Below are 22,888 nucleotides of genomic sequence, written 5' to 3' on the forward strand. Positions count from 1 at the left end.
TCGGTGAGTTATTTCGCCTGTTCACGCAGCTTTTCTGGTAGTTTGTATTCACCTTTACTTCGAGAAATTTCTTTTACCGTTGGAGAGTCTAGTGGGCCTTTCACTTCATAATTGACTTGAGTGAAGACCTCAACCACCGGAGAAATCACTGTTGAGATGGCTAAAACATACAACGCGGTTTGTGGTGCTACTGCAAACGCGGTCAGCATTGGTAGGCCTGATGTGATGTCTGGGGTGAACTTCACTTCCGCATCGACCATTCTGCTGTTCATATTGGCGATGCCGCGGATCTGCATTTCCCCTGCTAACGCATCCATCACGATATCGTTGGTGATAAATACGCCATCTTGGATTTTGCCCGTGCCTGTGATCGAGTTAAACGCCATGCCTTTGTCGAATACGTCGGTAAAGTCGAGCTGCATCTTACGGATGATAGAATCCAAACTGAACAAGCCTAACAAGCGTGCCGCACCACTGACTTCACTGATCACGCCTTTACCAAATTCCGTTGAGACATTCCCTTGCAAGGTTTGTGTCTTCATCGACCAAGGCGCGCCGTCCCATTCCATATTGGCATTGATCTCAAATGGTGCCTGCTGAATACCTGATGTGATACCAAAGCGCTCCATAAGGTCAGTGTTGTTATCACCTTTCATTTTCATGGTTAAGTTGGAATGGCTATTCTCTTTTGTCAGGTCCCACCAACCGCTCATATCAATACGGTTTTTGCCGCTGCTAAAGGTGATATTTTTCCACTCCAAACGGTTCTCGCGACGCTGTAAATCAACATTCACCTTCCCCACTTTGTAACCTTGCAACCAGAAATCATCGATGTTCAAAGTTAAGTTTGGCATCTCAGCGTGAAACTGGCGGTCAAAATCGGTAATCAAAGGTGCGTTTTGATCCTCACTGGCAAAGAGCGAGCTACGCTCTTTGGTCATCTCTTCAAACCCTGGAATATACAGGTGCAAGTGCTCCAAAGAGACCGATAAGTCATACGGTTTCAGATAGTTAGCCTTACCTTTAACCTCTTGACTGTCCACATCGAGTTGCCAGCTCAAACTCTTTTTGCTTGCGGAGAAGTCCACATCATGAAACTCAATCCCACCAAGCTGCAAGTTTGGCGTTTCAACATCAATCCGTGTCGGCAATGGAATACTCGGCGTCTTCATGCTTGCCAGAACAGATGAGGATTGCTTACCTTCCGAGCCCTGAACCAGCTCTGCCCACTGGTCTAAATTAAGCTCAGCGACACGCACTGATGCATCGTGTCCGACAATAGGGCTGATCCTGAAACCACCTTTGCCGACCATTAAATGAGTCGCCGTCAGAACAGGTACGTCGCCAGTTATATCTATCTCGGTTTGATACTTAGCATTTGGTATCTGTAGTCTTGCTGAAATACTTTCTTGGTTGCCGGATGCCTGTAGTTTTGCTTGCCCGGACTCGCCAACTTGTTTCGCTAGCGGATAGGGATATTGACTCGCTAAACGATTTAGCTGCGCCAACACATCAAGTTGATAGGTGAAGCCTACATCATTAAGTTGTAAGTCAATGTCCATTTGCCACGGCGCATGCCCAGAAACAAGCTTTAACCAACGCTCACCAACATAAGGTTTGAGAGGCTCAACGTCCCAATCCCCTAATGTGTTAATCGTCACATTGTAGCCCTGTTCCGCACTCTCACCACGAAAATCGAGGGAGATAGGCTGGGTAAGCAACTCTGCAGACAAACCCGATGTGGTGACCACATCATTATCGAAGTGGATACGCCCTGTGGCTTTCTCCAGCGTCATTGGCGGCGCTTCAATATCGACACGATTTTCTGTTAAATCGGCATAACCCCAAGCACGGGACTCTTTTTCAAAATCAAACGGAATGTTGAGCTGGAACTCAGAGTAAACCGGACCACTCACTTGCAGCGCCGTCAACGCTGCCCCGACCGAGTCCACCAATGGCGTCGCCATCATGTAGTCACGAACTTCATTGCCCGGCGCGCTCGCTTTGGCTTCAATCTCAATGTGTCCACCTTCCGCCAACTCAGGGATTCGCCCAGTAATACGCTTGGCATGAACACCATTTAGCGTGGCGGACTTTGAATCCAAATACATGGCATCATTTTCAAACAGCAAGTCCAGCTGCAGATCCGTGATGGTTGGCCACGCCGTATCAAAGCTAAATTTCGCGTCTTTTAAACCGACCCACGCCTGAAACATGCCATTATGATCTTTGTAAGGAAAATCCCCTAACTCGCCATACCACAGCAGCTTAGCCGTATTAACTTTACCACCTTGAATCGCAGTCGATAGGTAATCCGTTAAGTCTTGTCCTAGTGCCAGAGTCGGCAGGTAACGCCATGTTTCACCTGCGTTATAGAGATCTGCTTCAGCATAAAACGATAAAAATGGGCTTTGTTCTTTTGGAAAATCAAGACGGAATGCTCCTAGTACTTGAAGATCTGGTGTCGCTGCCGTCACTTTATCAGACCACAAGCGCCAGCCGCTCTCATCTTGTTGCCAGATAATATCGACTTCACCTTGTTTGATATTCAGCGGAGCTTGAAATACATCACCGTACGGAAATACATCATCAATGACGGTTACTTTCGCTTTTGCCTGATCTAAATCACCAGATACACTGCCCTGTACATGATGGAATCCTGGTAGCAGTTCCCATTGCGTCATCGCAAGTTCATCCAGTTCCGCGGAGTAGCGTAACGTGTCTAAGCCACCGTTCATGGACAAGCGAACATCTTCAACTCGGCCTTTCGGTGCCAGTTTGTTGATAAGATCACTGGTCGATTCCGACTCTGGAGCCAATTTGATGAGCGGAATAAGTGCTTCGATATCGAGTTGAGAAAGGTTGAGCGTCCAACCATTCGGTTGCCAATCAAACGCTGCGTCTAATTCCGGCCAAGGGGTGTTGTCGGTTCGGATCCGAAGTGAGTGACCATTTACTTTCCAACCTTGTTTATCTGGTCGAAGATTGAAAATACCTGACTCGATAAACAGCTCATGACGACCGTTTTCATTCCACACCAGCTCAGAAGGCAACAGTTCAACATACGCATCATTCGGTTGGCTGTGTTTCAGCGTCAGCCAAGTGTTTAAGCTGACCTTACCCGACTCAGCACCCGACTCTTCTTGCATGTAAGTGGTTAACCAAGGCGTCACTGAGACATCTTGGGCACTCACGTAAAACTCACCAGACACATCACGCAGCGAACCATGGTCTTTAAAGTTAGCGCTCACTAACAATGAATTCAGACGAACATCGGCAATGTTCACGGTGCCTTCGGCTAAGTGGTGCTTGCCTTGGTTGCTCCAACGGAGCTGCTCGATATCTAAACGGCGAGTCTCACCAGATACCGATTTATACCAAATCCGTGAGTCGGTAATGGTGAAGTCTTCAAACTGACGTAAAAGAAGTGAGTCGAGTTGGTCGATGAGCTTCACTTCGCTCTTGTCCACACTCGGCTCCTGCTCTTGACGACTAGAGGTCGGCAGAATGTCTACGGTGTGAATATCCAGAGCAAGGTTATGGATGGTGAGGTCAGCAACCACCGGTTTGAGTTGCAAAAGAGATTGAATGAGATCGAATTCAATTTGGATTTCTTCAACGGCAAAGCGTGCATCCTGAATATTCGGCAGGTTCGCTTCTAAACCGAGTAGCGCGATCGAGGGGTGATTATTGCGCCACGTCCCTGCGACGTTGGCGATAGAAAAGTCAAAACCTGTGTCCTGCTTGACCCAGGTTTTGATCTCATCTTGGAAGTGGTTAAGTTGTGGCAATGTGACGCGCAGTGTGGTTACTAATATGGCCAATAACACCAGTACAGTAACTAAACTCCACGCACAAAAACGCCCAAAACGGTTAACACCAGAATTCACAAATGTTCCAAATTACATCATTACGACGTCAAACTGTTCCTGAATGTACAGGGGCTCAGCCTGAACTCGCACTTGCTTGCCAATAAATACTTCGAGCTCAGCCAATGCATGAGACTCATCACCCAACAGCGCTTCAGCAACAAACGGCGATGCGTACACAACAAAATTATCGGCGTCGTAAGCACGGTTTACACGAGTAATCTCGCGTAATATCTCAAAGCACACAGTTTCAACCGTTTTCACGCTACCACGGCCCTCACAAGTAGGACAGCCAGAACACAAGATATGTTCAATACTTTCTCGTGTGCGCTTACGCGTCATCTCGACTAAGCCGAGCTGAGTAAAGCCGTTGATGTTGGTTTTTACTCGATCTTTAGCCAGTGCGGTTTCCAATGAGGTAAGCACTCGCTGACGGTGCTCTTCAGACGCCATATCGATAAAGTCAATGATGATAATACCGCCGAGGTTACGTAAACGCAGCTGACGAGCAATAGCTTGCGTTGCCTCAATGTTGGTATTAAAGATGGTCTCTTCAAGATTACGACGACCAACAAATGCACCAGTGTTGATATCGATGGTTGTCATGGCTTCAGTTTGATCGATGATCAAGTAGCCACCCGACTTTAGTTCAACCTTGCGCTCTAAAGAACGCTGAATTTCATTCTCGGTGTCGTACATGTCAAAGATTGGCTTGTCACCTTCGTAAAGCTCAAGCTTGTCTGTTAACTCAGGTACATACTCAGAAGTGAATTCTTTCAGGTTTTCATATTCGAGGCGGGAGTCGACCATGATTTTATCGAGTTCTGTGCCGACAAAATCACGCAGAATGCGCTGGGCTAAACCAAGTTCACCGTAAAGCGTTGAACGCGTTTTGTATTTTGAACGACGCTCCATGACTTTTAGCCACAAGCGCTTAAGAAATGCCGCGTCTTGAGAAAGCTCTTTTTCATCTGCGCCTTCCGCTGCGGTACGAATGATAAAACCACCGTGCTCATCACAGTAATGGTTCACCACTTTTTTCAGACGCTCGCGCTCTTTCTCACTCTCAATACGCTGCGAGACACCAACATGGCTGGCACCCGGCATAAAAACAAGATAACGTGAAGGTAAGGTGATATCCGTCGTTAAACGCGCGCCTTTCGTGCCGAGCGGATCTTTGACCACTTGTACAACAATGTCTTGTCCCTGTCGTACCAGCTCAGAGATATCACGGACTTGAAACTGCTGTTTTTCGTTCTCTGCCACACATTCGGTATGCGGGACAATATCTGACGCATGTAAAAACGCCGCTTTATCTAAACCGATATCGACGAAAGCCGCTTGCATACCTGGCAGTACTCGGCTGACTTTGCCTTTGTATATATTGCCCACAATGCCGCGACGCGATTCGCGCTCGATATGTATTTCTTGTAGTACTCCACCTTCAATCATGGCCACACGAGTTTCACTCGGGGTCACGTTAAGCAGCAATTCTGCACTCATGTGCACACCTCAAAACAATTATAAAAATTCTTGAATTAGCTGATCGGTTTCGAACAAAGGTAAGCCTACTACAGCGTGATAACTGCCTTCGATTCGGGTGACAAATCGCCCTCCGAGTCCCTGAATACCATAACTTCCAGCTTTATCGCATGGCTCTCCTGACTGCCAATATTGTTCGATTTCTTCGTGAGTCAGTTGTTTGAACCACACGTCAGTGGTGACGACCACTGAATGTTGTTGTTCCGATGATACGACGCTCACCGCAGTCATCACTTGATGACGACGACAGGATAAGTCAGTAAGCATACGCTTTGAATCTTCAAAACTTTTTGGTTTTTCTAGCACACGGTCATCGCATACTACGACCGTGTCAGAGCCCAATACAACAGAATCAGGCTTAGCTAATGCTAAGCCTGCCTGAGCTTTTTCCAAAGAAAGACGCAGCACGTACTCTCGTGCCTGCTCATGAGCCTGTTTAGCTTCCTCAATATCAGGCAATACGATCTCAAAGTCATAACCTAGTTGAGCAAGCAGCTCTTTTCTTCTCGGAGAACCCGAAGCGAGAACGAGAGATAAGCTTTTCTTCACCGCTTTACCTTACGTGCCATGCACGACGAACTCGTCGCATTAATAAAAACATCCATGGCCAAAGTATACAGTTTATTGCTGCCGTCCACAGAGATAATGGATTAAATACTACGTCCTGGTTCAAATATTCCCCACAGAATATCAAAACTTCCAATAACGCAGTAAAAAAGGCAATTAAAATCGACTGTTGCCACAATGCCATGTTACGAATCAATAGGAAATTCAACGCCACCAGATAGATGACAATCGACATCATCATGCCGCGAATTCCAAGCGTTGAGCCGATCAAGATATCCCATAATAAGCCCAGCACTAGCGCGGTTCCAACGTTCACTCGGTGCGGCAGTGCCAACACCCAATAACACGTGACAAGGAACAACCATGATGGACGTAAAACATCTAACACACCTGGCCACGGAATGGTTTGCAATACCAGCGCAACGAAGAAACTGACACCAATCACCATTCGGCTACTCACTACATTATTGGCCATCAGTTACCTCTTGTTCTTCTTGCTCTAACCCTTCATCCACATTGGATCGCAGCACTTTGTGTTGACGATCTTCATTCGGCCAAATCAGCAGTAGGTAACGTAAGCGATCAAACTCTACAACTGGCTCAGCCTTGATTGACGCAAATTCTTGGCGCGTATCGTGATCCACATTAGTAACCGTCGCGACTGGGTACCCTTCTGGGTAAATCCCACCTAGGCCGGATGTCACCAATAGATCGCCAACCTGAATATCAGTACTGGTTGGAATGTGCTCCAGTTGGATTTCATCCATTTCACCATTGCCCGACGCGATCACTCGAATATCGTTACGGATCACCTGGACAGGAATCGCATTTTTCGCATCCGTTAGCAACAGAACACGTGCGTTGTGCGCTGCGACAAACGTGACCTGACCAACAATGCCTTTTTCGTTGATCACTGGCTGTCCGACGTACACACCGTCTATTTGTCCTTTATCAATCACCACTTGATGACGATAAGGTGAGGTATCAACCGCCATCACTTCAGTTACGACTTTCTTTTCATCCCGGACAAATGAAGAGCCTAACAATTTGCGTAGACGTTGGTTTTCTTCTTTATATTGATCGAGCAAGATCAGTTCGCTTTTCAGGCGTAGCACTTCTCGCTTTAAGTTGCGATTGCCTTCAACTAATGCCTGACGAGTATTAAAACGTTCAAATACGCCATCGAACATGCTGCGAGGCAAATTGGCTGCGTATTGAATGGGCGCAACCATACTGTTCAATAAGTATCGGACGTTGGAAAACGTATCTAGACGACTATCAGCCAGCATTAAGCTCGCCGACACGATGACAGCAAAAAACAGACGTAATTGCAGAGACGGACCTCTGCCAAAAATCGGTTTCATCTTGTTTTTGACCTGATTGCTTCCATGATTATTGAGCCTTACTTGGCAACCTAAAAATACTTAAATAAATACTTTTAGGTATGGAGCATGTTTGAATTACAGAGAGAGCAGAAATGAAGGTGAAGCCCGACATGAGCTTCACCTAAACCTTTATTCTTCAGAGAACAGATCGCCACCGTGCATGTCGATCATTTCTAGTGCTTTACCGCCACCACGCGCAACACACGTTAGTGGATCTTCCGCGATAACCACAGGGATACCGGTTTCTTCCATTAATAGACGATCAAGATCTTTCAGTAGCGCACCGCCACCGGTTAGAACCATACCATTTTCAGAAATGTCTGAAGCAAGCTCCGGTGGACACTGTTCTAGTGCAACCATGACTGCTGATACAATGCCAGATAACGGCTCTTGAAGCGCTTCTAAGATCTCGTTTGAGTTCAAGCTAAAGCTGCGTGGTACACCCTCTGCAAGGTTACGACCGCGAACTTCAATCTCTTGAACTTCATCACCAGGGTAAGCAGAACCGATTTCGTGTTTGATTTTTTCAGCCGTTGCTTCACCAATCAAGCTGCCGTAGTTACGACGTACGTAGTTGATCACGGCTTCATCAAAGCGATCACCACCGATACGTACAGACGATGAGTAAACCACACCGTTTAGAGAGATAACCGCAACTTCAGTTGTACCACCACCGATATCAACCACCATTGAACCTGTCGGCTCAGACACGCGCAGACCAGCACCAATTGCCGCCGCCATTGGCTCGTCGATTAGGTAAACTTCACGCGCACCAGCACCGAGTGCTGATTCACGAATTGCGCGGCGCTCAACTTGGGTAGAACCGCAAGGAACACAAACAAGAACACGTGGGCTTGGCTTTAGGATGCTGTTGTCATGCACTTGTTTGATAAAGTGCTGAAGCATTTTTTCGGTTACGTAGAAATCAGCGATTACGCCGTCTTTCATTGGGCGGATAGCGGAAATGTTGCCAGGTGTACGACCAAGCATCTGTTTTGCTGCGTGACCGACTGCAGCAACGCTTTTTGCAGAACCTACACGATCTTGACGAATAGCAACTACAGAAGGTTCATCAAGGACAATACCTTGCCCTTTTACGTAAATTAGAGTGTTGGCTGTACCTAAATCGATAGATAGATCGTTAGAAAACATGCCACGAAGTTTCTTAAACATACTCTTCGCTCATCCTGCAAAAATATAGAAGACAAAAATTGCTCTAAATGTACCAATGCCTCGCTGTCACAGCAAGGTATTGGTACACAAACATGAGCAGAAAGCCTCAATTTCTTGCAGTTTCCTAACTTAAGGGCAAAAACCTAAGTTGTTACTGTCCGGTTAACCCTGGCTCACCACGGTAAATCACGCGATCGTTACCACGGTGAATACCGAAGGTGACGACGGAGGATGGGTTTTCTTCTCCCGCTTTGTCATTATCCCAGTTGTACTTGAGCCAAGGTAAACCATTTTTTGAATCATCAAGGTCTAACCAAACGCGCGTTTGCTGACGGTATGGTTCAGCTTGAGTTGCAGTAACAGAGCGAGAAGAACCAGAAGAAACGGTCCCACCATCGCCTAGAGTTACCTCTTTTGCACTATTATCTGTCGGCCAAATGTGCACCTGAGAGTCATCTTCAATTTCTCCAAACACTTTAGTTTGGCTGTCATCAGGGTTAGCAATAAAGCGGCTACCATTCCAGTATTCAACTCGAAGTGGCACATGTAATGTCGTGCCTTGGTTGCCACCTACATCATCTAGGTCAACACGACCAAAACGGATGTCTGGTTGAGTTGTTAATACTCCGTCATTCCCATCTATCGACACAGGATCGCTATTAGCACTTATACCTTTAATGGATATTGTGGTGTCTTTGGCATTCTTATATAAGTTAAGAGGGCCATCAGGGTAACTTGCACCAGAACCTTTAGAGAACACCAACCCATCCGTTGTCGAACCAGTAAACTTACCAAGGCTTCTTGATGTAACGTAAGCGGTACCATTATTCAACCAAGTCCCCGAATACGTTTTATTCGAAGAAAAACGAGCTTCGTAAGAGCTTGTATCTTTCAACCCAAAACGAGCATGTAACCCATCAGAGAAGAAGGCATAGTTTGTCAAAGCACCTTTATCTGCATTTAGAGCTTCTACGTAAAACTCTTTTGCACCAAAAGTCTGCTCCATGTAGGTAAAACTTTGCCCATCACGATAGGCCCATTGATTATTCTTCACTTCATCGGTTCGGAAATATTTAGGGTAGAAGCGGCCAATCACTTCTTTTGCTGGAGTGATCGCAAAGGACTTACTTCCCAAATACGTTTCTGGTGGTGTTATTATAAATTCAAACGCTCCGACCTCAGAAATGGTCTGCTCAAAAGAACCAGTGCCGTTAGTTAGGTTCAAGTGATCGTATGCCGTTGTGCCCAGATTACCTGATACAGCAGCATCAGCAGCGGGGTAAGTCACTTTATGACTTACAGTCAATCCAGATTGTTGATAGTTTTGTGCGAGCTTCTTATCATCACCAAATTGGTAGGCCGTTACTTTCATCGTAAATGGCTCTCCAGCGGCAACAAAACTCTTATCACATGAATCGGATGCCCCACAAAGACCACCGTCAACCGTCAACTGAAGATAAGCAGGAAAACTAACAAAGCTATTTTGACCTAATGAATCCTTCTCACCTTTTATTTTCGCCTTCAGCGCAATTTTACCTGCTTCGGGGTATCTAAGGTTAAAGTAAGCTTTACCTTGCTTGTTAAAGTAGACATCGGCAACATCAACGCCGTCTGTCCCAACGGTAACCTCATCACTGAAGGTGTCATCTCGCTGTTTGAAAGAGACGTAAGCTGGAACTAATACTGCGTTGCTTGTCGGTTCTATTCTTTCGATAGATAATTGAACGTCTCGTTTTTCACCGTCACCGTTCTGCTGATTGGGCGCACTACAAAACTCAAGGTAAGGTCTATTTTCAATTCCATATAAAGGGGTTCCATCAGTAAAAAATGGTTTGCCCGCTACCTTATCTGGAATATTTACGCCCAACGCGGCAGAGTTAAACAAGATATTACAGTTCTGTTCAGACAAAGCTCCGCCAGCGATGCGACACTTAGCGCCTTCAAATCCGAACTGTGGAACTGAGCTACTCGCAATGCCAAGTTTTGCAGAGCCAGATTGATAAGCCTGCAATTTTAACGAAATAGAGTCAGAGAATGTGACACTATCTCCTTCCTCCCACTTAACCAAAGAGGAAGATTGAGGCAACAACGATACCGTGACGGGATCAATACTTGCCCCAGGGTTACTAGACAACACTGATGCTGGATATGTTTTCGAGCAAGAGTCATTCATACACGCTCGAAGCGTTACTTCCGATGCCTGACAAATGCTGCCAGTTCCAGCATAGTCAAACTCGAAGTGGTGAATACCTTCCGTTATTTTTTGATACTTATCAGCACAAACTTGGAAGTTATCCATTTCGTGTATATTGGTAATGTCACCGGTCGAGGCGGTAATTGACACACGGAAGTTTTCTGGAGGCGTGGTTTGCCCAAAGCCTCTCATGACATCAAATTTCGAGATCAATGTTGTCCAAGAATTCGCGCTACCGATCTTACGCTGAATCGTAATGTAGACTTTACCTTGTTGTTTAGAATCAATGATAACTTTGTATCTATGGTTTTGATTGCTACGCCCATCTAAGTCACCAACATTGTGATTACCTTTGATATAGCGATAGCCTCCCATCCAATGCCCAGAGTCATTCTTAATCCCAGATCCACGAATCGCGACTGTATTTGGCTTAAACCCTGGTCGGTAATTACTATCCTCAAAACTACCTTCTCTTGAGTAGTTGCCGTATTCATCGATACCAAACCCAAGCCAACCACCAGCAAAGCCTTGTATGTTGGGTTTCACGCCATAGCCAAGTGGACCACCAAATGCCCCAGTTTGTGGCGGAACATTTGCGTCAGATAAAACCAATGCCACACCATCAGCCCCAGAGCCGGAGTGCGCATAGTGGTCAAACTCCACCTCAAGGTAGTTATCTTTCGAAGGGAATAGATAGTTGTATGCCGATGCTGTTGCTTGATTTCTTTGAGACGAGTTTAAAACGAATCGACCACCAGACGGTTTAGGTTTAATACTTTGTCCAAAACCAATAACAGACCAGTTACTAATATCATTAGCATTGAAGTCTTCCATTGGTAAGTATTCACACTGTTTGGGAATTATATTTTCGTTATTAATTTTACTACTGTCAGTCAAAGTTAATATACGAGAGTTTACTTTTCCCAGAATAACAGAACCATTGTGGAGAGATATATCTTCATCTGCATAAAAATACCCCTCTAATGTTGAACTCTTGTGAACCGGCCAATAGCTATCATTCAGTGTTATAGAGTCTCGAGAAACAAAAATTAATTGTGAATTTTCATCTGCATACTCAATACTGGCTCCATTAAACTCTGCTTCATTCTTTAAATGTATCTTCACGTTACCATGAATGACGATTTTAGAGCTGTTTTGCATAGTCAGTTTATCAATCCAGTACTCCCCACTAAAAAAATGCACTGTAGAACTACCGTACATATTCATTTTTTTATCTTGTGCAAAGGTGAAGAAAACCAAGCATTACAATTTTGGTATCCATTAAAGGACTTAATATTTTCTCGATAAATACTGGTGATACTATTACAATGAATCTTTTTATTACCTGTCGCTTCTTTAAATGGTTTTAATTTTTTAGGTGATAACTGTTGGTAACTGACATTACATTTTCTCAAACTACCATCGTTATTATCACAAGAAGTTTCCGACATATATTGAAAACCATAACAAAAATTTAAATCTAATCCTTCAGTCCCCCAAATTGTAGCTTCATTATAGACCTTAAGATAACTAGCGTTACCATATCCATTACAGAAGCTATTTCCATTACCATGCCCTTGCGCAACAAAAGGAAAATCATTGATCGTAATAGTGTCACTAGAAGCTCTAACGCTATTTGTTACAAGAAATGTTAATAACAATATGAATGGAATGAATTTATTATTTAAGCTTAACTTCATTGTTCTAATCCTTAACCCAAATCTCTTGTCTGCGTTCAACCAAACTCAATCCAGAACCACACTGGACCGCAGCTTCGATACGATAAAAAGTTTGGTTATCTAGCTTTTTATCACCCCCGTCACACACAAGTGAAACTAATCGGCAACTTCCGTAATTTACACTATCTGAGCTTGGAGCTTTGCCATTTACTTTGTTGTTGCAGTTATCTCCAACTTTTGAGCTAGGCTCATTCAGCGGGTAAATCTCAGTAAGAGCCCACTCTGTTGAAGATTGAGCGTAAAACCATGCTTGTGTCCCTAAAAACTCACGAGTCATTGAGTTTTGATTAGACCAGTTCGTTTTTGTAAGCGTCGCGCCAAGATACCCCATAACAATGATCACAAAGAGGCATACGATAAGAACATTTCCACTACTTTTATGTTTATGGGACATTTAACACCTGCACATCTTGTTGGTAAGTGCTAACTTCACCATTTTGTTCAAAAGCAAATTTGAGATAAACAATACCACCAGTCTGCAAGCCCACATTCGTATAATCAAAATGACTTTCACTTGCTTTGATATTCTCTACTACAACACTATTTCTGGTTAAACTATCAATATTAACACCCGTTTTAATAATGCAGTACTCTACTTTTTTGGCTAGTTGGTATAGATATATACGATGAGCTATTGATTGACTTAATAACGGCATATTTTGATTAGGTGTAAATCTATAAAAGTTTGCATTGCCATTTTTATCATCCGTCCTTAAAGGGAGGTCATTTTTTATTAAATAGCTACTTACCGCTCCAGAAACTAAATCATCAGAAACCAAATCGGTAAACCGTGTAGGGTTGATGACAAAACGAATATTTTCAGACGCCTTCAAAGTCCCACCAGGAACATCTCCCCCTGTAATAAACAACAAGTCATCACTGGTCGGTTCTTGAAAATAATAACCGGAGTTCAATGTTGGAATAAAAGACAAACAAGATTTTTCAGCACTGTTTTTAATATCAAAGCTATTAGGCACTGCGTGTCTAATTTCACGCGCCATTTTTTCTAGCACAAATTGAGCTTGGGTCTGAATTCTTTGTCTTGAACTCGCATCAACATACCCTTTCATCCCAACTTGAACATAACCCGCAATCCCCAGCATGATGATGCTACCAATAACAATGGTCAGCACGAGTTCTATGAGAGTGAAACCTCTTTGACTCATCAGTAATTGCCTCTGTAACCAACCAATGAAATCGCTAACGAGGGGCCCGCAAATATATCTAGCTTCACTTGCTTCAATTTAGGGACACTTCCTTCGTACTCTGTCGTTTCTACCACTACCTCTACACGAAAATTGATATAACTACTGTCTGCACTATTACCCACAACATCTGAGAGTTGGTATTTTTCGATCCCTGACGGACAACTATTCTGAGTATTTTCGGTGTACCAACAACCAATATAGTCATCAACGTCATTAAAAGCAGAGGGCGAAGTCTCTCCATCTCTTCCAAGAGGTGAGCAAGCGTCTGCCCCGCTTTCGCCGCAGCGGAGCATGCCACCATTGTCATCATAATAATGGTCAAAATTGCGGGCCAAAATTTGCGACATCATACTATGCCCTAAAGCAATGGCTCGACTTTGATAATGGGAGGTGGAAGCATCTTTAATTTGTGGTATCAATGCTGTCGAAAACATCACCATTGCGATTCCCATCAAGACGATCGCAATAATCATCTCAATAAGCGTCATTCCTCGAAGCGTTTTTTTGCATTTCATCGTCATGAACAGCCACCTTTACTTACGTAGCCTTGCTCATTAATTGTGACCGTACAGGTTTGAGAGCTATTGTTTTCGCTAATAGAGATAGTGACCGAAGAAGGGGTCGGATTTCCTAGAAGATCAAATTTAACCTCTTGAACAGGAGAAAAAGTAACACTTCTGTCTTCGACCCAATCACTACGACTACTGGACTGAGATGAGCAAGAGGCTTTTGAACCGATACAATTGGTTGCTATGGATAGAATAAAATCGTTATTTCCTACCGCACTACTGACATTTGATTGCATGCGATTCACCTGGACTTGGCGAACAACAGAAATGACTTGATCTTGAATTGCGACGGCAGAAATACCAGTGCGTATAAATCGACTGGATGCATAAAGCGATAATATAGAGAGGATGACGATTACCATGATCAGCTCAATGAGAGTAAAACCTGATATCGTTGAGCGCGACTTCATACTGAGGAACCTTCGGCTTACAACAAGCGATTAAATTATAAGCAAAAAAGCATGGTAATTTTGGACTAAAATCACACTTCTTTTACGTAGTAAACAAGATTGCTCTAGGTTAGTTTTTCGATCTATCGATCTCTTCTTCAATCCGATCGTAAGTTTCTTTATTGCTCAGCGTTTCAGAAACGTGCTCGGCGGTTTGCTTAGTTTGCTCCCACTTTGCTTCGTAAGTTTCTGGCTCGAAGCTGATAAATCTTGGTAATACTACATAACCGATCACACCTAAGATAATCAGCACAACGACAAACTCTATTGCACTAAGACCCGATGATTTACGCATATGTACTTAATCAAAATAAAGAGATAAAGGCCAGGCTAGCTGGCCTTTATGCTATATTAACAGCCTGTATTAATAACTGATGTCGAAGCTTGTTGCGTTGCCCCCGTACCAGTAGCTTCATTATAGGTTACATAGCAGTTGGCTTTAGTTATATTTTCTTCATTATTATTAGCATGGTAGCCTTTTTTGTTAGTATCTGAAATAAATGTAGCAACTACGCTTTTACCCCCAGAAACAACGGCTAAAGCCCAATCGTCGCTTAGCCCCTGAACAGCTTTATCAATACCACCTGCTTCAGCCACAGGGAAACCGAAATCAGCAGTAATACCTTCGACGTCAGCGCCAGTCTCTCTATCTTTTCCATCAATTACCGCTTTTCCATATGTAATTCCCGCTGCACCATCAATAGCACCTTTCAACCCTTGAATAGACGCTTTTCTTGCATCATTTTGTAAATCAAGGAAACGTGGTGCTGCAGTGACCGCTAGAATACCTAGGATTACAATAACCACTACTAGTTCGATAAGGGTGAAACCACCTTGTCTTTTCATTGTTTACTCTCTCTATGTAAGCATGCAGTGTGACTGCAAGGTTTCGTTTAGGTCACGCGACCATTTTGGATATTGTCAAAACGGTTTGGGGCAGCAACGTTCACTAAAACTGACCGTGAAGTGGATACTGTATCTACCGCTTGAGCAGAATGACGATTCGCCATTATTCAGTTCATGCTGCAATGAGAAAAACACATTATTGTTTACCCTCTATTACAGCGTCTTACTTATGGTAATGATTGCATTATACCGACTTTCAATACCAATTATAGTGATTAAGTGTCAAAAAATTCACTCCGCCGACATTTCGACGTCTATTTTCAGTTGATTAGCTGTTGAAATAACTACAATCGACTGACCATTTTCATAAGTATAGTGACAGACATAACGATCAGTTTTGATGGCTCCACTGATATCTATTAACTTATTGGTCATTATTTTACGTTGTGGATAATGCACTGCTAACCAATAACCACAATCTAAAACACCTTGCTGAGTAAAGGGAGATACTAGCCCGCCCTCAGTCATGGTGAGGTTAAAACCATCCATCAGCATATGTTCTGGCTCGCCTTTTACGAGCCAAGCTTGACGATAACGCTGAACACTATCTTGTATCCAAACTCTTGCCAACTTCGCTCCAGTCACCTGCGCCTGCTCGGTAACAGGACGTAATTTGGCAGCCAAGCCAACAGCAATGATGGTAGCAATTACCCCAAAAACGATTAGCGTCGCTCGACTTTGATTTTCAACCACCTATTAGCCGCCTTTGATGATGTCTAGCATTCCCCACATTGGCAGGAAGATACCCAGTGCTAGCACCATGACCATGCCTGCGACAATCACCAAAAGTAGCGGTTCTATTCTTGCAGTCAGTGTTTTTAGATCGTAATCAACTTCTCTATCGTAAAAATCCGACACTTCCAGCAGCAGCTCATCAATACGACCAGTTTCTTCCCCTACTGCAATCATCTGAATCACCAATGGGGTGAATATTTTGCTGTTGATGGCCGTCACTGAAATGGTGCTACCCGCTTCAATCGCGGACTTAATCTCAAGAATTCGATTTTCTAAAAAGCGGTTCCCCAGAGCTTCCCCGGCTAAAGCTAAAGACTGGTTAAGTGGAACGCCGGACTTAAGCATCAACGAGAAGGTTCTGGCAAAACGGGAAAGCTGCGCGCGATTAACGATATCGCCCACAATTGGAAGCCGAAGCCGAAACTTATCGAACTTTTCCCGACCATCAGCCGTCGCCACCCAGGCTCTGAAAACCGCAAACGCGCCAATCATTGCCACAATCAACAACACCCAATAATTAACAAAGAAATTAGAAGTAGCGATCAAAATACGCGTCGGCAGTGGTAACTCAACACCAAAGCGCGTAAACATCGATGCAAACTCAGGGATCACCAAGATATTCAATATAAACATGGCGATAGTGATAAAGATAATGACAAACGTCGGATAACGCATCGCCGCTTTGATACGTTTACGAGTCTCGAGTTCCTGTTCGTAGTAATTTGCCAGTTGCAATAGCGCTTGATCGAGTCGACCCGTATTCTCACCTACATTGATCATAGAAACGAACAGTGGGCTGAATACTTTGCTGTGTTGCTGCATCGCAGAAGACAAACCTCGGCCATTACTCAGTTCAGAAACGACATCTTCCAGTGCCTCTTTGAGCTGTTTGTTTTCACAATTTTGCAGCAGGCCACGCATAGAACGCAGCAACGGTACGCCCGCTTTAGTTAAGCTAAACAACTGGCGAGAGAAAAGAATGATCACTTCCAATGGAATGGCTGGCACAAATAGCTTAGACAAGCTCACTTGGCTTTTTGCCGACTCTTTCTCTAACCGCACATTGAGCGGGATGATCCCTTTGTTCATCAATGCTTCCGCCGCAGCCTCTGAGTTCACTGCTTCGATTTTGCCGTTAGTGGATGAGCCGTCTAGCGTGCGGCCTTGATAACGAAAAGTTGGCATTCACTTACCTATATGAAAATGGGATCAGTCTTACCAGAAGCGTCACCCTCACCTAGGGTCATCACTTCATCCAAACTGACGGTGCCTTGTAGCGCCAGTTCCATTGCAGAAGCAAGCAGTGGCTTATAGTTTTCTGAGCGACGCGCGGCTTGGGCAAAGCCAACCGCATCATTGGCGCGCAATTTATCCATCATTTCTTGCTCCAGTTCAAGCATTTCAAACACACCAATTCGGCCTCGATAGCCAGTCAAGTTACAGTTTTGACAGCCTGCACCTTTATAAAAAGTGGTGCCCACTTGGTTTGGAAAACGCCCAGCTAACCACTGTTGGCGTGACTCGTCTAGATGGTCTTCTGTTTTGCAATCTGGACAAACACGGCGAACAAGACGCTGCGCCACCACTGCTCTGACCGCACTGGCAACCAAGTAACCCGGTGCGCCCATATCGATCATGCGTAAGGCACTGTCAACCGCGTCGTTAGTGTGAAGAGTGCTCAATACTAAGTGACCCGTTAGTGCAGCTCGCAGACCAATTTCTACCGTCTCTTGGTCACGCATCTCACCAACAAGAATGATGTCTGGGTCTTGACGCAAGAAGGTTCGAAGCACACGCGAGAAAGTCAGATCGATCTTACTGTTTACCTGTACCTGAGTGATACGAGGCAGGCGATATTCAACCGGGTCCTCTGCTGTAATGATCTTTTTCCCAGGTTCGTTGAGCTCACTTAATGCGCCGTAAAGCGTGGTGGTTTTACCTGAACCTGTCGGCCCCGTCACCAAGATCATGCCGTGCGGACGAGCCAACTGTCGACGTAAACGAGCAAGCAAATCTGGCGGCAAACCTGACTCTTCTAATGGACGCAAACCAGCAGACTGGTTAAGCAGACGCATTACCACGGACTCCCCGTATTGCGTTGGTAGCGTCGACATACGAATATCGATTGATTGACCACGCACTTTGATATTGAATCGGCCATCTTGTGGCAAGCGCTTCTCAGAGATGTCTAAGTGCGCCATCAACTTCAATCGAAGAACCAAAGCCGATGCGATATTCACTTCATTCAGGATGGTTTCATGAAGTACACCATCAATACGCTGACGTAAGCGCAAAATCTGATCGTCTGGCTCAATATGAATATCCGATGCCCCGACTTGTACCGCATCTTCAAACATGGAATTAACCAGCTTTACAACGGTAACTTCCTCACTGTCGGTTCCATCAATACCGTAATCGAAGCTTTGCTCGTCTTTATGCTCTTCATGCAACTGTTCCGCGAAAGAAGCGATCTCTTTAGTGCGGCGATAATAGCGGTCAAAGCTTGAAATGAGTTGGCGCTCTGAAGCCACAATGAACTCAAGGTTGTATTCACCTAGCAAATTCATCAGTGACTCTTGGATGAACAAATCTGCAGGGTCACTCATAGCAACGCGCAACGTGTCCCCATTTCGAGCAACGACCATCGCACGTAAGCGACGTGCGTGTACCTCAGGTAGAATCTGTACCGCTTCCGCATCCACAGGGGCACGACCAAGATCGATCAATGGCAAACCAAGTTGTTGGGACAAGAAGTCCAACATTTGCTTCTCAGTAATAAAGCCGAGATCAATTAACGCATCGCCTAGCTTCTGCCCGGTACTACGTTGTGCGTTTAGTGCTTGCTGGATTTGTTCTTCAGAGACGATGCCTTCTTCAACCAGAAGATCGCCTAAGCGTTTTCTCAACTGAATTTTCATTGTGCATTCTCCAGCTGTTTCAAGATGCTCAAACGGTCACGAATAAACGCTTGCGATTGATTCGAAATGCCAACTTTACCCAGAGCTTGGTTGTAAGAGTTGATCGCGGCGGTAAACGTCAGCGCGCGCTCTTGTTGAATCGCTAAACCTAGCCACCAGCGCGCATTTTCCGGCTCACGTTGAGTAAGGAGTTGATAACTCTCAAGCGCAATATCATTCTGCTTGTGTTTTTGTGCCAATGCCGCACGCATCGCCAAGTAATCTCGACTTGGTATTGGAGGCAAATGCACAAGCGGACTCAGCGCCGCTTCAGGTTGATTAGCTTTCACTAACAACTTAGACAAGGCCAAACGAAGTACTTGGTTGTTCGTGTCAAGGTTGATCCCTTCTTGGATAATCTCATACGCTTTACGCGTGTCGCCTTTGCCAAAGTACAACGCCGATAATTTTTGACGCGTGTCTGCATTCATTGGCTCATAACGTAACGCCTCAGCATAAGCCGACAACGCCGTTTGCATATCGTTAGCATCCAGTGCTTTTTCCGCTCGGCTAACCGCTTTAAGAGATAACTGGCGGTGCGTCAGCTCAACCTGCTCAATACGCATTGAACTGTTTTCTGCTGTCGTGCGGGTTACGTGATTAGATTGCTCATCGCTTGGCATCGTTGCCACTTGCGCGAGTAGCACTGCATCTTCAGAGACCGCATTTACCTCCGCTCTTGGCGTGAACCTATCAGTCTCAGGCATATGAAGCTGTTGCGCAGCCGGTTGTGTCACTGGCTTCGTGTAAACCACATGGGCTGTCTCGGGCGTCATTTTACTCGTTGGCGAATGAGTACTCTCTGATGATGTGATTGACGAAGCATTCACTGACGACAATGGCATGGTTTCTGTTTGAGCAGATGAAAGCTCGCCTGAAGGGATAGGACCGCGAGAGACCGCCCAGCCGCCCACCGCAAGGCTTAACGAGAAACCAGCAACGAGCCAAAGCCAAGGTTTACTGCGTGAAACGTTGGGAATGTCCGCACGAGTAAGCTCTGACGGTGATGTTTTTTCAGCGAGTTCTGATAATGCTTTATTGATGGCACTCAAGGTTGACTCCATCCCCAAAATACGGGTGTTTTAAACTTAGGTTTACGGGCATCAAACGTATCGTGCATAGCTGCGTAAACGTGATGATTTTTTAATAGTGTGCAACGATCATTAAATGCCGCAAGCAACGACTTGTGGCTAATTTGGTTGATCAAACGTGGAATCCCCATGGATGAACGCCAAATCGCTTTTTTCTGCTCAATAGAAAAAATGTGCGCTCCATTGCCTGCCTTGTCTAAACGATTATTGATGTAAGCCACGCCTTCATCGATAGAAAGAGGACGCAGCTGACAACTAAACGTAATACGTTGACGAAACTGCCTTAGCTCGTGGCTGGCTAACCGCTCATCCAACTCAGGTTGTCCGAATAATACCAGTTGAATGAGTTTATCTTGTTCCGTTTCTAGGTTACCGAACAGACGCAATGTTTCTAAAGCTTGTGGAGAAAGAGCTTGCGCTTCATCGACGATCAAGACGGTTTTCTTTCCCGCAGAATGCACTTGAATCAGGTGTTCTTGAATGAGAGAAACAATACGTAGCGGGTCATCGTTCTCGATGCCTAACTCTCTGGCGACAGCAAACTGCAACTGCTCTCCATTCAAAACTGGATTGGGTAAGTAAATCAGCTCGACTTCAGATTCAATCTGCTCAATTAACTTACGACACACCATGGTTTTTCCGGTGCCAACTTCTCCCGTCACCTTAATCACTCCTTCTCCCATTTGCACAGCGGCTAAAATGGTTTGGATCGCCTCATAGTGAGGGACTAACCCCAAGAACATTTCTGTGTTTGGGGTTAACGAAAAAGGCTGAACTCGAAATCCAAAATGTGACAAGTACATACTCGAATCACAAACTCATTGAAAAACGGAAGCTTTCCCCGCGCTTATTGCGCATCTGGGAACCACTCTTGCAGCAGATCACGAGAGCGCTCTAGCTCTTTCTGCCAAGAGTTCACACCAACTACGGTCGGTTTTAGCAAGATGACCAATTCTGTTTTCTCAGTCACGTTATTTACGTTGCGGAACAAATGCCCCAATGCGGGCACATCGCCCAAGAATGGGACTTTAGAAACAAGCTCACGATTTTGCTGTTTCATCAAACCGCCGATAACCACAACATCGCCATCTTTAGCACGAATAACCGAGTCTGATTCACGAATAGAGCTTTTTGCCAGTGGCAATTGGATGTTTTGGAACTCACCGCCCAAGTTCAATTTCTTCACTTCTTCCGAGACTTCAATAACCGCAGGGTGAACATGCAGGAACACATTGCCTTTGTTATCAATTTGCGGAGTCACATCGAGAGAGATACCTGAGAAGAATGGTGTTAATTCCACTTCTGGAACGGCATTTGAGTTTTCACCGTTGCCTGCATTGCTCGATAGCTCGGTAACAAAGTACTCATCGGTACCCACTTTGATGACTGACTTTTGGTTGTTGGCTGCGGTAATACGAGGGCTCGAAAGAACGTTCAAGTCACCTTGCGTAGACATAAAACTCAACACAGCATTGAAGTTGCCATCAGAGATAGTCACGTTGGTTTGGCCGCCCAATAGCGTGCCAATCGCATCCAACGGTGGTAATGCCGACGCTGGACGGTTCACTACGACACTACCCGTGTTACCAATTGACGCCGATAAGTTCGACCAGTTGATGCCTTGTTGGTAGCCATCATTCAACGTCACTTCTAGAATTTTAGCTTCAAGAATGACCTGACGCTGCATGCGCTCCTGCGATACACCTAAGAACTCACGGACTTCTCGAATATCATCTGGAAACGCTCGAACCGTAATCACTCCTGCTTGTGGTGTTACGACAACGCTTTGTCCTTTGCCTGAACCAATTAGATTCGCAACGGCTTGCTGCAGCATCGGCCAGAAGTCACTTTCGGTGATGGTTTCGATGCGCGTACCGCCCGTAGAAGTCGTCGAGCTATCGCCGCTGTTACTTCCATTGTCAGAGTCTGATGAGTCAGAACTGTCTGAGCTACCGCCAGAATTAGACGTACCAGCCGAGGTCACTGAGCCCGTGACAATGCTCGTCAATGATCGACCAGAGCGTTTGAACTGGAGGTAATCAACAGGAATGGTTACCGTACGCATACCAGCAGGGTAGATTTGAATAACTTTGCCAGACTTCACCACATCATAGCCATACATGTTCTGTACAACGCTCAGGACTTCATCCAACGTAACATCTGACAAGTTGACGGTGATATTACCTTGTACCGCTGGATGAATCGCCACGCTGTACTCAGTGCCTTTGACTAGAGAGGCAAAAAAGCTTCGTGCATCGACCGCATTCGCTTGAATACGGAAACGCTTCGAGGTGCCTTGCTCTGAAGCAACATTCGAGTCTAAGTTAGGCATCAGGTCCGCTTCGACAGAAGAAGGAATTTCTTCTAACGTGCGGCTGTTCGCTTGATTGATAGATTCATTGAGCGCTTCTTTGACTTCCACTGGGTCACGGTGACCCATTGAACATCCCATTAAAGAAGCAATCGTTATTCCTACAACTAATTTGCGCATATCTGATCAGGCT

General features: G+C 45.0%; 20 protein-coding genes. All 20 read right to left on the minus strand.

Annotated elements, in window-relative coordinates; genetic code table 11:
• Nucleotides 1–8: 8 nt before the first annotated feature.
• Complete coding sequence (locus tag P4S59_RS13775) at nt 9–3,890, minus strand: YhdP family protein (protein WP_337168546.1); 3,882 nt, start codon at nt 3,888–3,890, stop codon at nt 9–11.
• 12 nt (nt 3,891–3,902) lie between these two features.
• Complete coding sequence (gene rng, locus P4S59_RS13780; protein ID WP_005381138.1) at nt 3,903–5,372, minus strand: ribonuclease G; 1,470 nt, start codon at nt 5,370–5,372, stop codon at nt 3,903–3,905.
• 18 nt (nt 5,373–5,390) lie between these two features.
• Nucleotides 5,391–5,960 carry a Maf family protein gene (locus tag P4S59_RS13785; protein ID WP_256935781.1) on the minus strand — a complete coding sequence of 190 codons (570 nt, stop codon included), beginning with the start codon at nt 5,958–5,960 and terminating at the stop codon, nt 5,391–5,393.
• Between the two features lie 4 nt (nt 5,961–5,964).
• Entirely contained in the window at nt 5,965–6,453 is a 489-nt protein-coding gene (gene mreD, locus P4S59_RS13790; RefSeq protein WP_012841380.1) for a rod shape-determining protein MreD, read from the minus strand.
• Nucleotides 6,443–7,342 (minus strand): rod shape-determining protein MreC, encoded by a 900-nt coding sequence (gene mreC / locus P4S59_RS13795; protein ID WP_005396268.1) that lies wholly within the window; start codon nt 7,340–7,342, stop codon nt 6,443–6,445. Before mreC ends, mreD begins: the two co-directional genes overlap by 11 nt.
• 150 nt (nt 7,343–7,492) lie before the next feature.
• Nucleotides 7,493–8,536: a rod shape-determining protein gene (locus tag P4S59_RS13800; protein WP_005381144.1), complete on the minus strand. Its 1,044-nt coding sequence runs from the start codon at nt 8,534–8,536 to the stop codon at nt 7,493–7,495.
• Between the two features lie 151 nt (nt 8,537–8,687).
• Nucleotides 8,688–11,564 (minus strand): DUF6701 domain-containing protein, encoded by a 2,877-nt coding sequence (locus P4S59_RS13805; protein WP_337168547.1) that lies wholly within the window; start codon nt 11,562–11,564, stop codon nt 8,688–8,690.
• A 389-nt stretch (nt 11,565–11,953) separates the two neighbouring features.
• On the minus strand, nt 11,954–12,430 hold the full coding sequence (locus P4S59_RS13810) for a hypothetical protein (RefSeq protein WP_337168548.1): 477 nt from the start codon (nt 12,428–12,430) through the stop codon (nt 11,954–11,956).
• A gap of 4 nt (nt 12,431–12,434) precedes the next feature.
• Nucleotides 12,435–12,863, minus strand: a complete 429-nt coding sequence (locus P4S59_RS13815) for an MSHA biogenesis protein MshP (RefSeq protein ID WP_256952645.1) — start codon at nt 12,861–12,863, stop codon at nt 12,435–12,437.
• On the minus strand, nt 12,853–13,635 hold the full coding sequence (locus P4S59_RS13820) for a PilW family protein (protein WP_337168549.1): 783 nt from the start codon (nt 13,633–13,635) through the stop codon (nt 12,853–12,855). Before P4S59_RS13820 ends, P4S59_RS13815 begins: the two co-directional genes overlap by 11 nt.
• Nucleotides 13,635–14,198 carry a type II secretion system protein gene (locus P4S59_RS13825; RefSeq protein WP_046873596.1) on the minus strand — a complete coding sequence of 188 codons (564 nt, stop codon included), beginning with the start codon at nt 14,196–14,198 and terminating at the stop codon, nt 13,635–13,637. The genes P4S59_RS13820 and P4S59_RS13825 overlap by 1 nt, the downstream gene beginning before the upstream one ends.
• Nucleotides 14,195–14,656, minus strand: coding sequence for a type II secretion system protein (locus P4S59_RS13830; RefSeq protein ID WP_046873595.1), 462 nt, complete (start codon nt 14,654–14,656; stop codon nt 14,195–14,197). Before P4S59_RS13830 ends, P4S59_RS13825 begins: the two co-directional genes overlap by 4 nt.
• Nucleotides 14,657–14,765: 109 nt before the next feature.
• On the minus strand, nt 14,766–14,990 hold the full coding sequence (locus P4S59_RS13835) for a type II secretion system protein (protein WP_012841374.1): 225 nt from the start codon (nt 14,988–14,990) through the stop codon (nt 14,766–14,768).
• 56 nt (nt 14,991–15,046) lie between these two features.
• Nucleotides 15,047–15,541 carry a type II secretion system protein gene (locus P4S59_RS13840; RefSeq protein ID WP_158159797.1) on the minus strand — a complete coding sequence of 165 codons (495 nt, stop codon included), beginning with the start codon at nt 15,539–15,541 and terminating at the stop codon, nt 15,047–15,049.
• A 291-nt stretch (nt 15,542–15,832) separates the two neighbouring features.
• The gene (locus tag P4S59_RS13845; protein ID WP_164666947.1) at nt 15,833–16,294 is read right to left on the minus strand and encodes an MSHA biogenesis protein MshF; all 462 of its coding nucleotides are present in this window, start codon (nt 16,292–16,294) and stop codon (nt 15,833–15,835) included.
• A gap of 3 nt (nt 16,295–16,297) precedes the next feature.
• Nucleotides 16,298–17,521 (minus strand): type II secretion system F family protein, encoded by a 1,224-nt coding sequence (locus tag P4S59_RS13850; RefSeq protein ID WP_337168550.1) that lies wholly within the window; start codon nt 17,519–17,521, stop codon nt 16,298–16,300.
• A gap of 8 nt (nt 17,522–17,529) precedes the next feature.
• Entirely contained in the window at nt 17,530–19,254 is a 1,725-nt protein-coding gene (locus P4S59_RS13855) for a GspE/PulE family protein (RefSeq protein WP_005397401.1), read from the minus strand.
• Complete coding sequence (locus tag P4S59_RS13860) at nt 19,251–20,345, minus strand: tetratricopeptide repeat protein (RefSeq protein WP_005397402.1); 1,095 nt, start codon at nt 20,343–20,345, stop codon at nt 19,251–19,253. Before P4S59_RS13860 ends, P4S59_RS13855 begins: the two co-directional genes overlap by 4 nt.
• Nucleotides 20,342–21,187 carry an ExeA family protein gene (locus P4S59_RS13865; RefSeq protein ID WP_046873590.1) on the minus strand — a complete coding sequence of 282 codons (846 nt, stop codon included), beginning with the start codon at nt 21,185–21,187 and terminating at the stop codon, nt 20,342–20,344. The genes P4S59_RS13860 and P4S59_RS13865 overlap by 4 nt, the downstream gene beginning before the upstream one ends.
• A 44-nt stretch (nt 21,188–21,231) precedes the next feature.
• Nucleotides 21,232–22,875 (minus strand): pilus (MSHA type) biogenesis protein MshL, encoded by a 1,644-nt coding sequence (gene mshL, locus P4S59_RS13870; RefSeq protein ID WP_337168551.1) that lies wholly within the window; start codon nt 22,873–22,875, stop codon nt 21,232–21,234.
• Between the last annotated feature and the right edge of the window lie 13 nt (nt 22,876–22,888).

The sequence above is a fragment of the Vibrio sp. M60_M70 genome (genome assembly GCF_037162085.1).
Lineage (GTDB): Bacteria > Pseudomonadota > Gammaproteobacteria > Enterobacterales > Vibrionaceae > Vibrio > Vibrio diabolicus.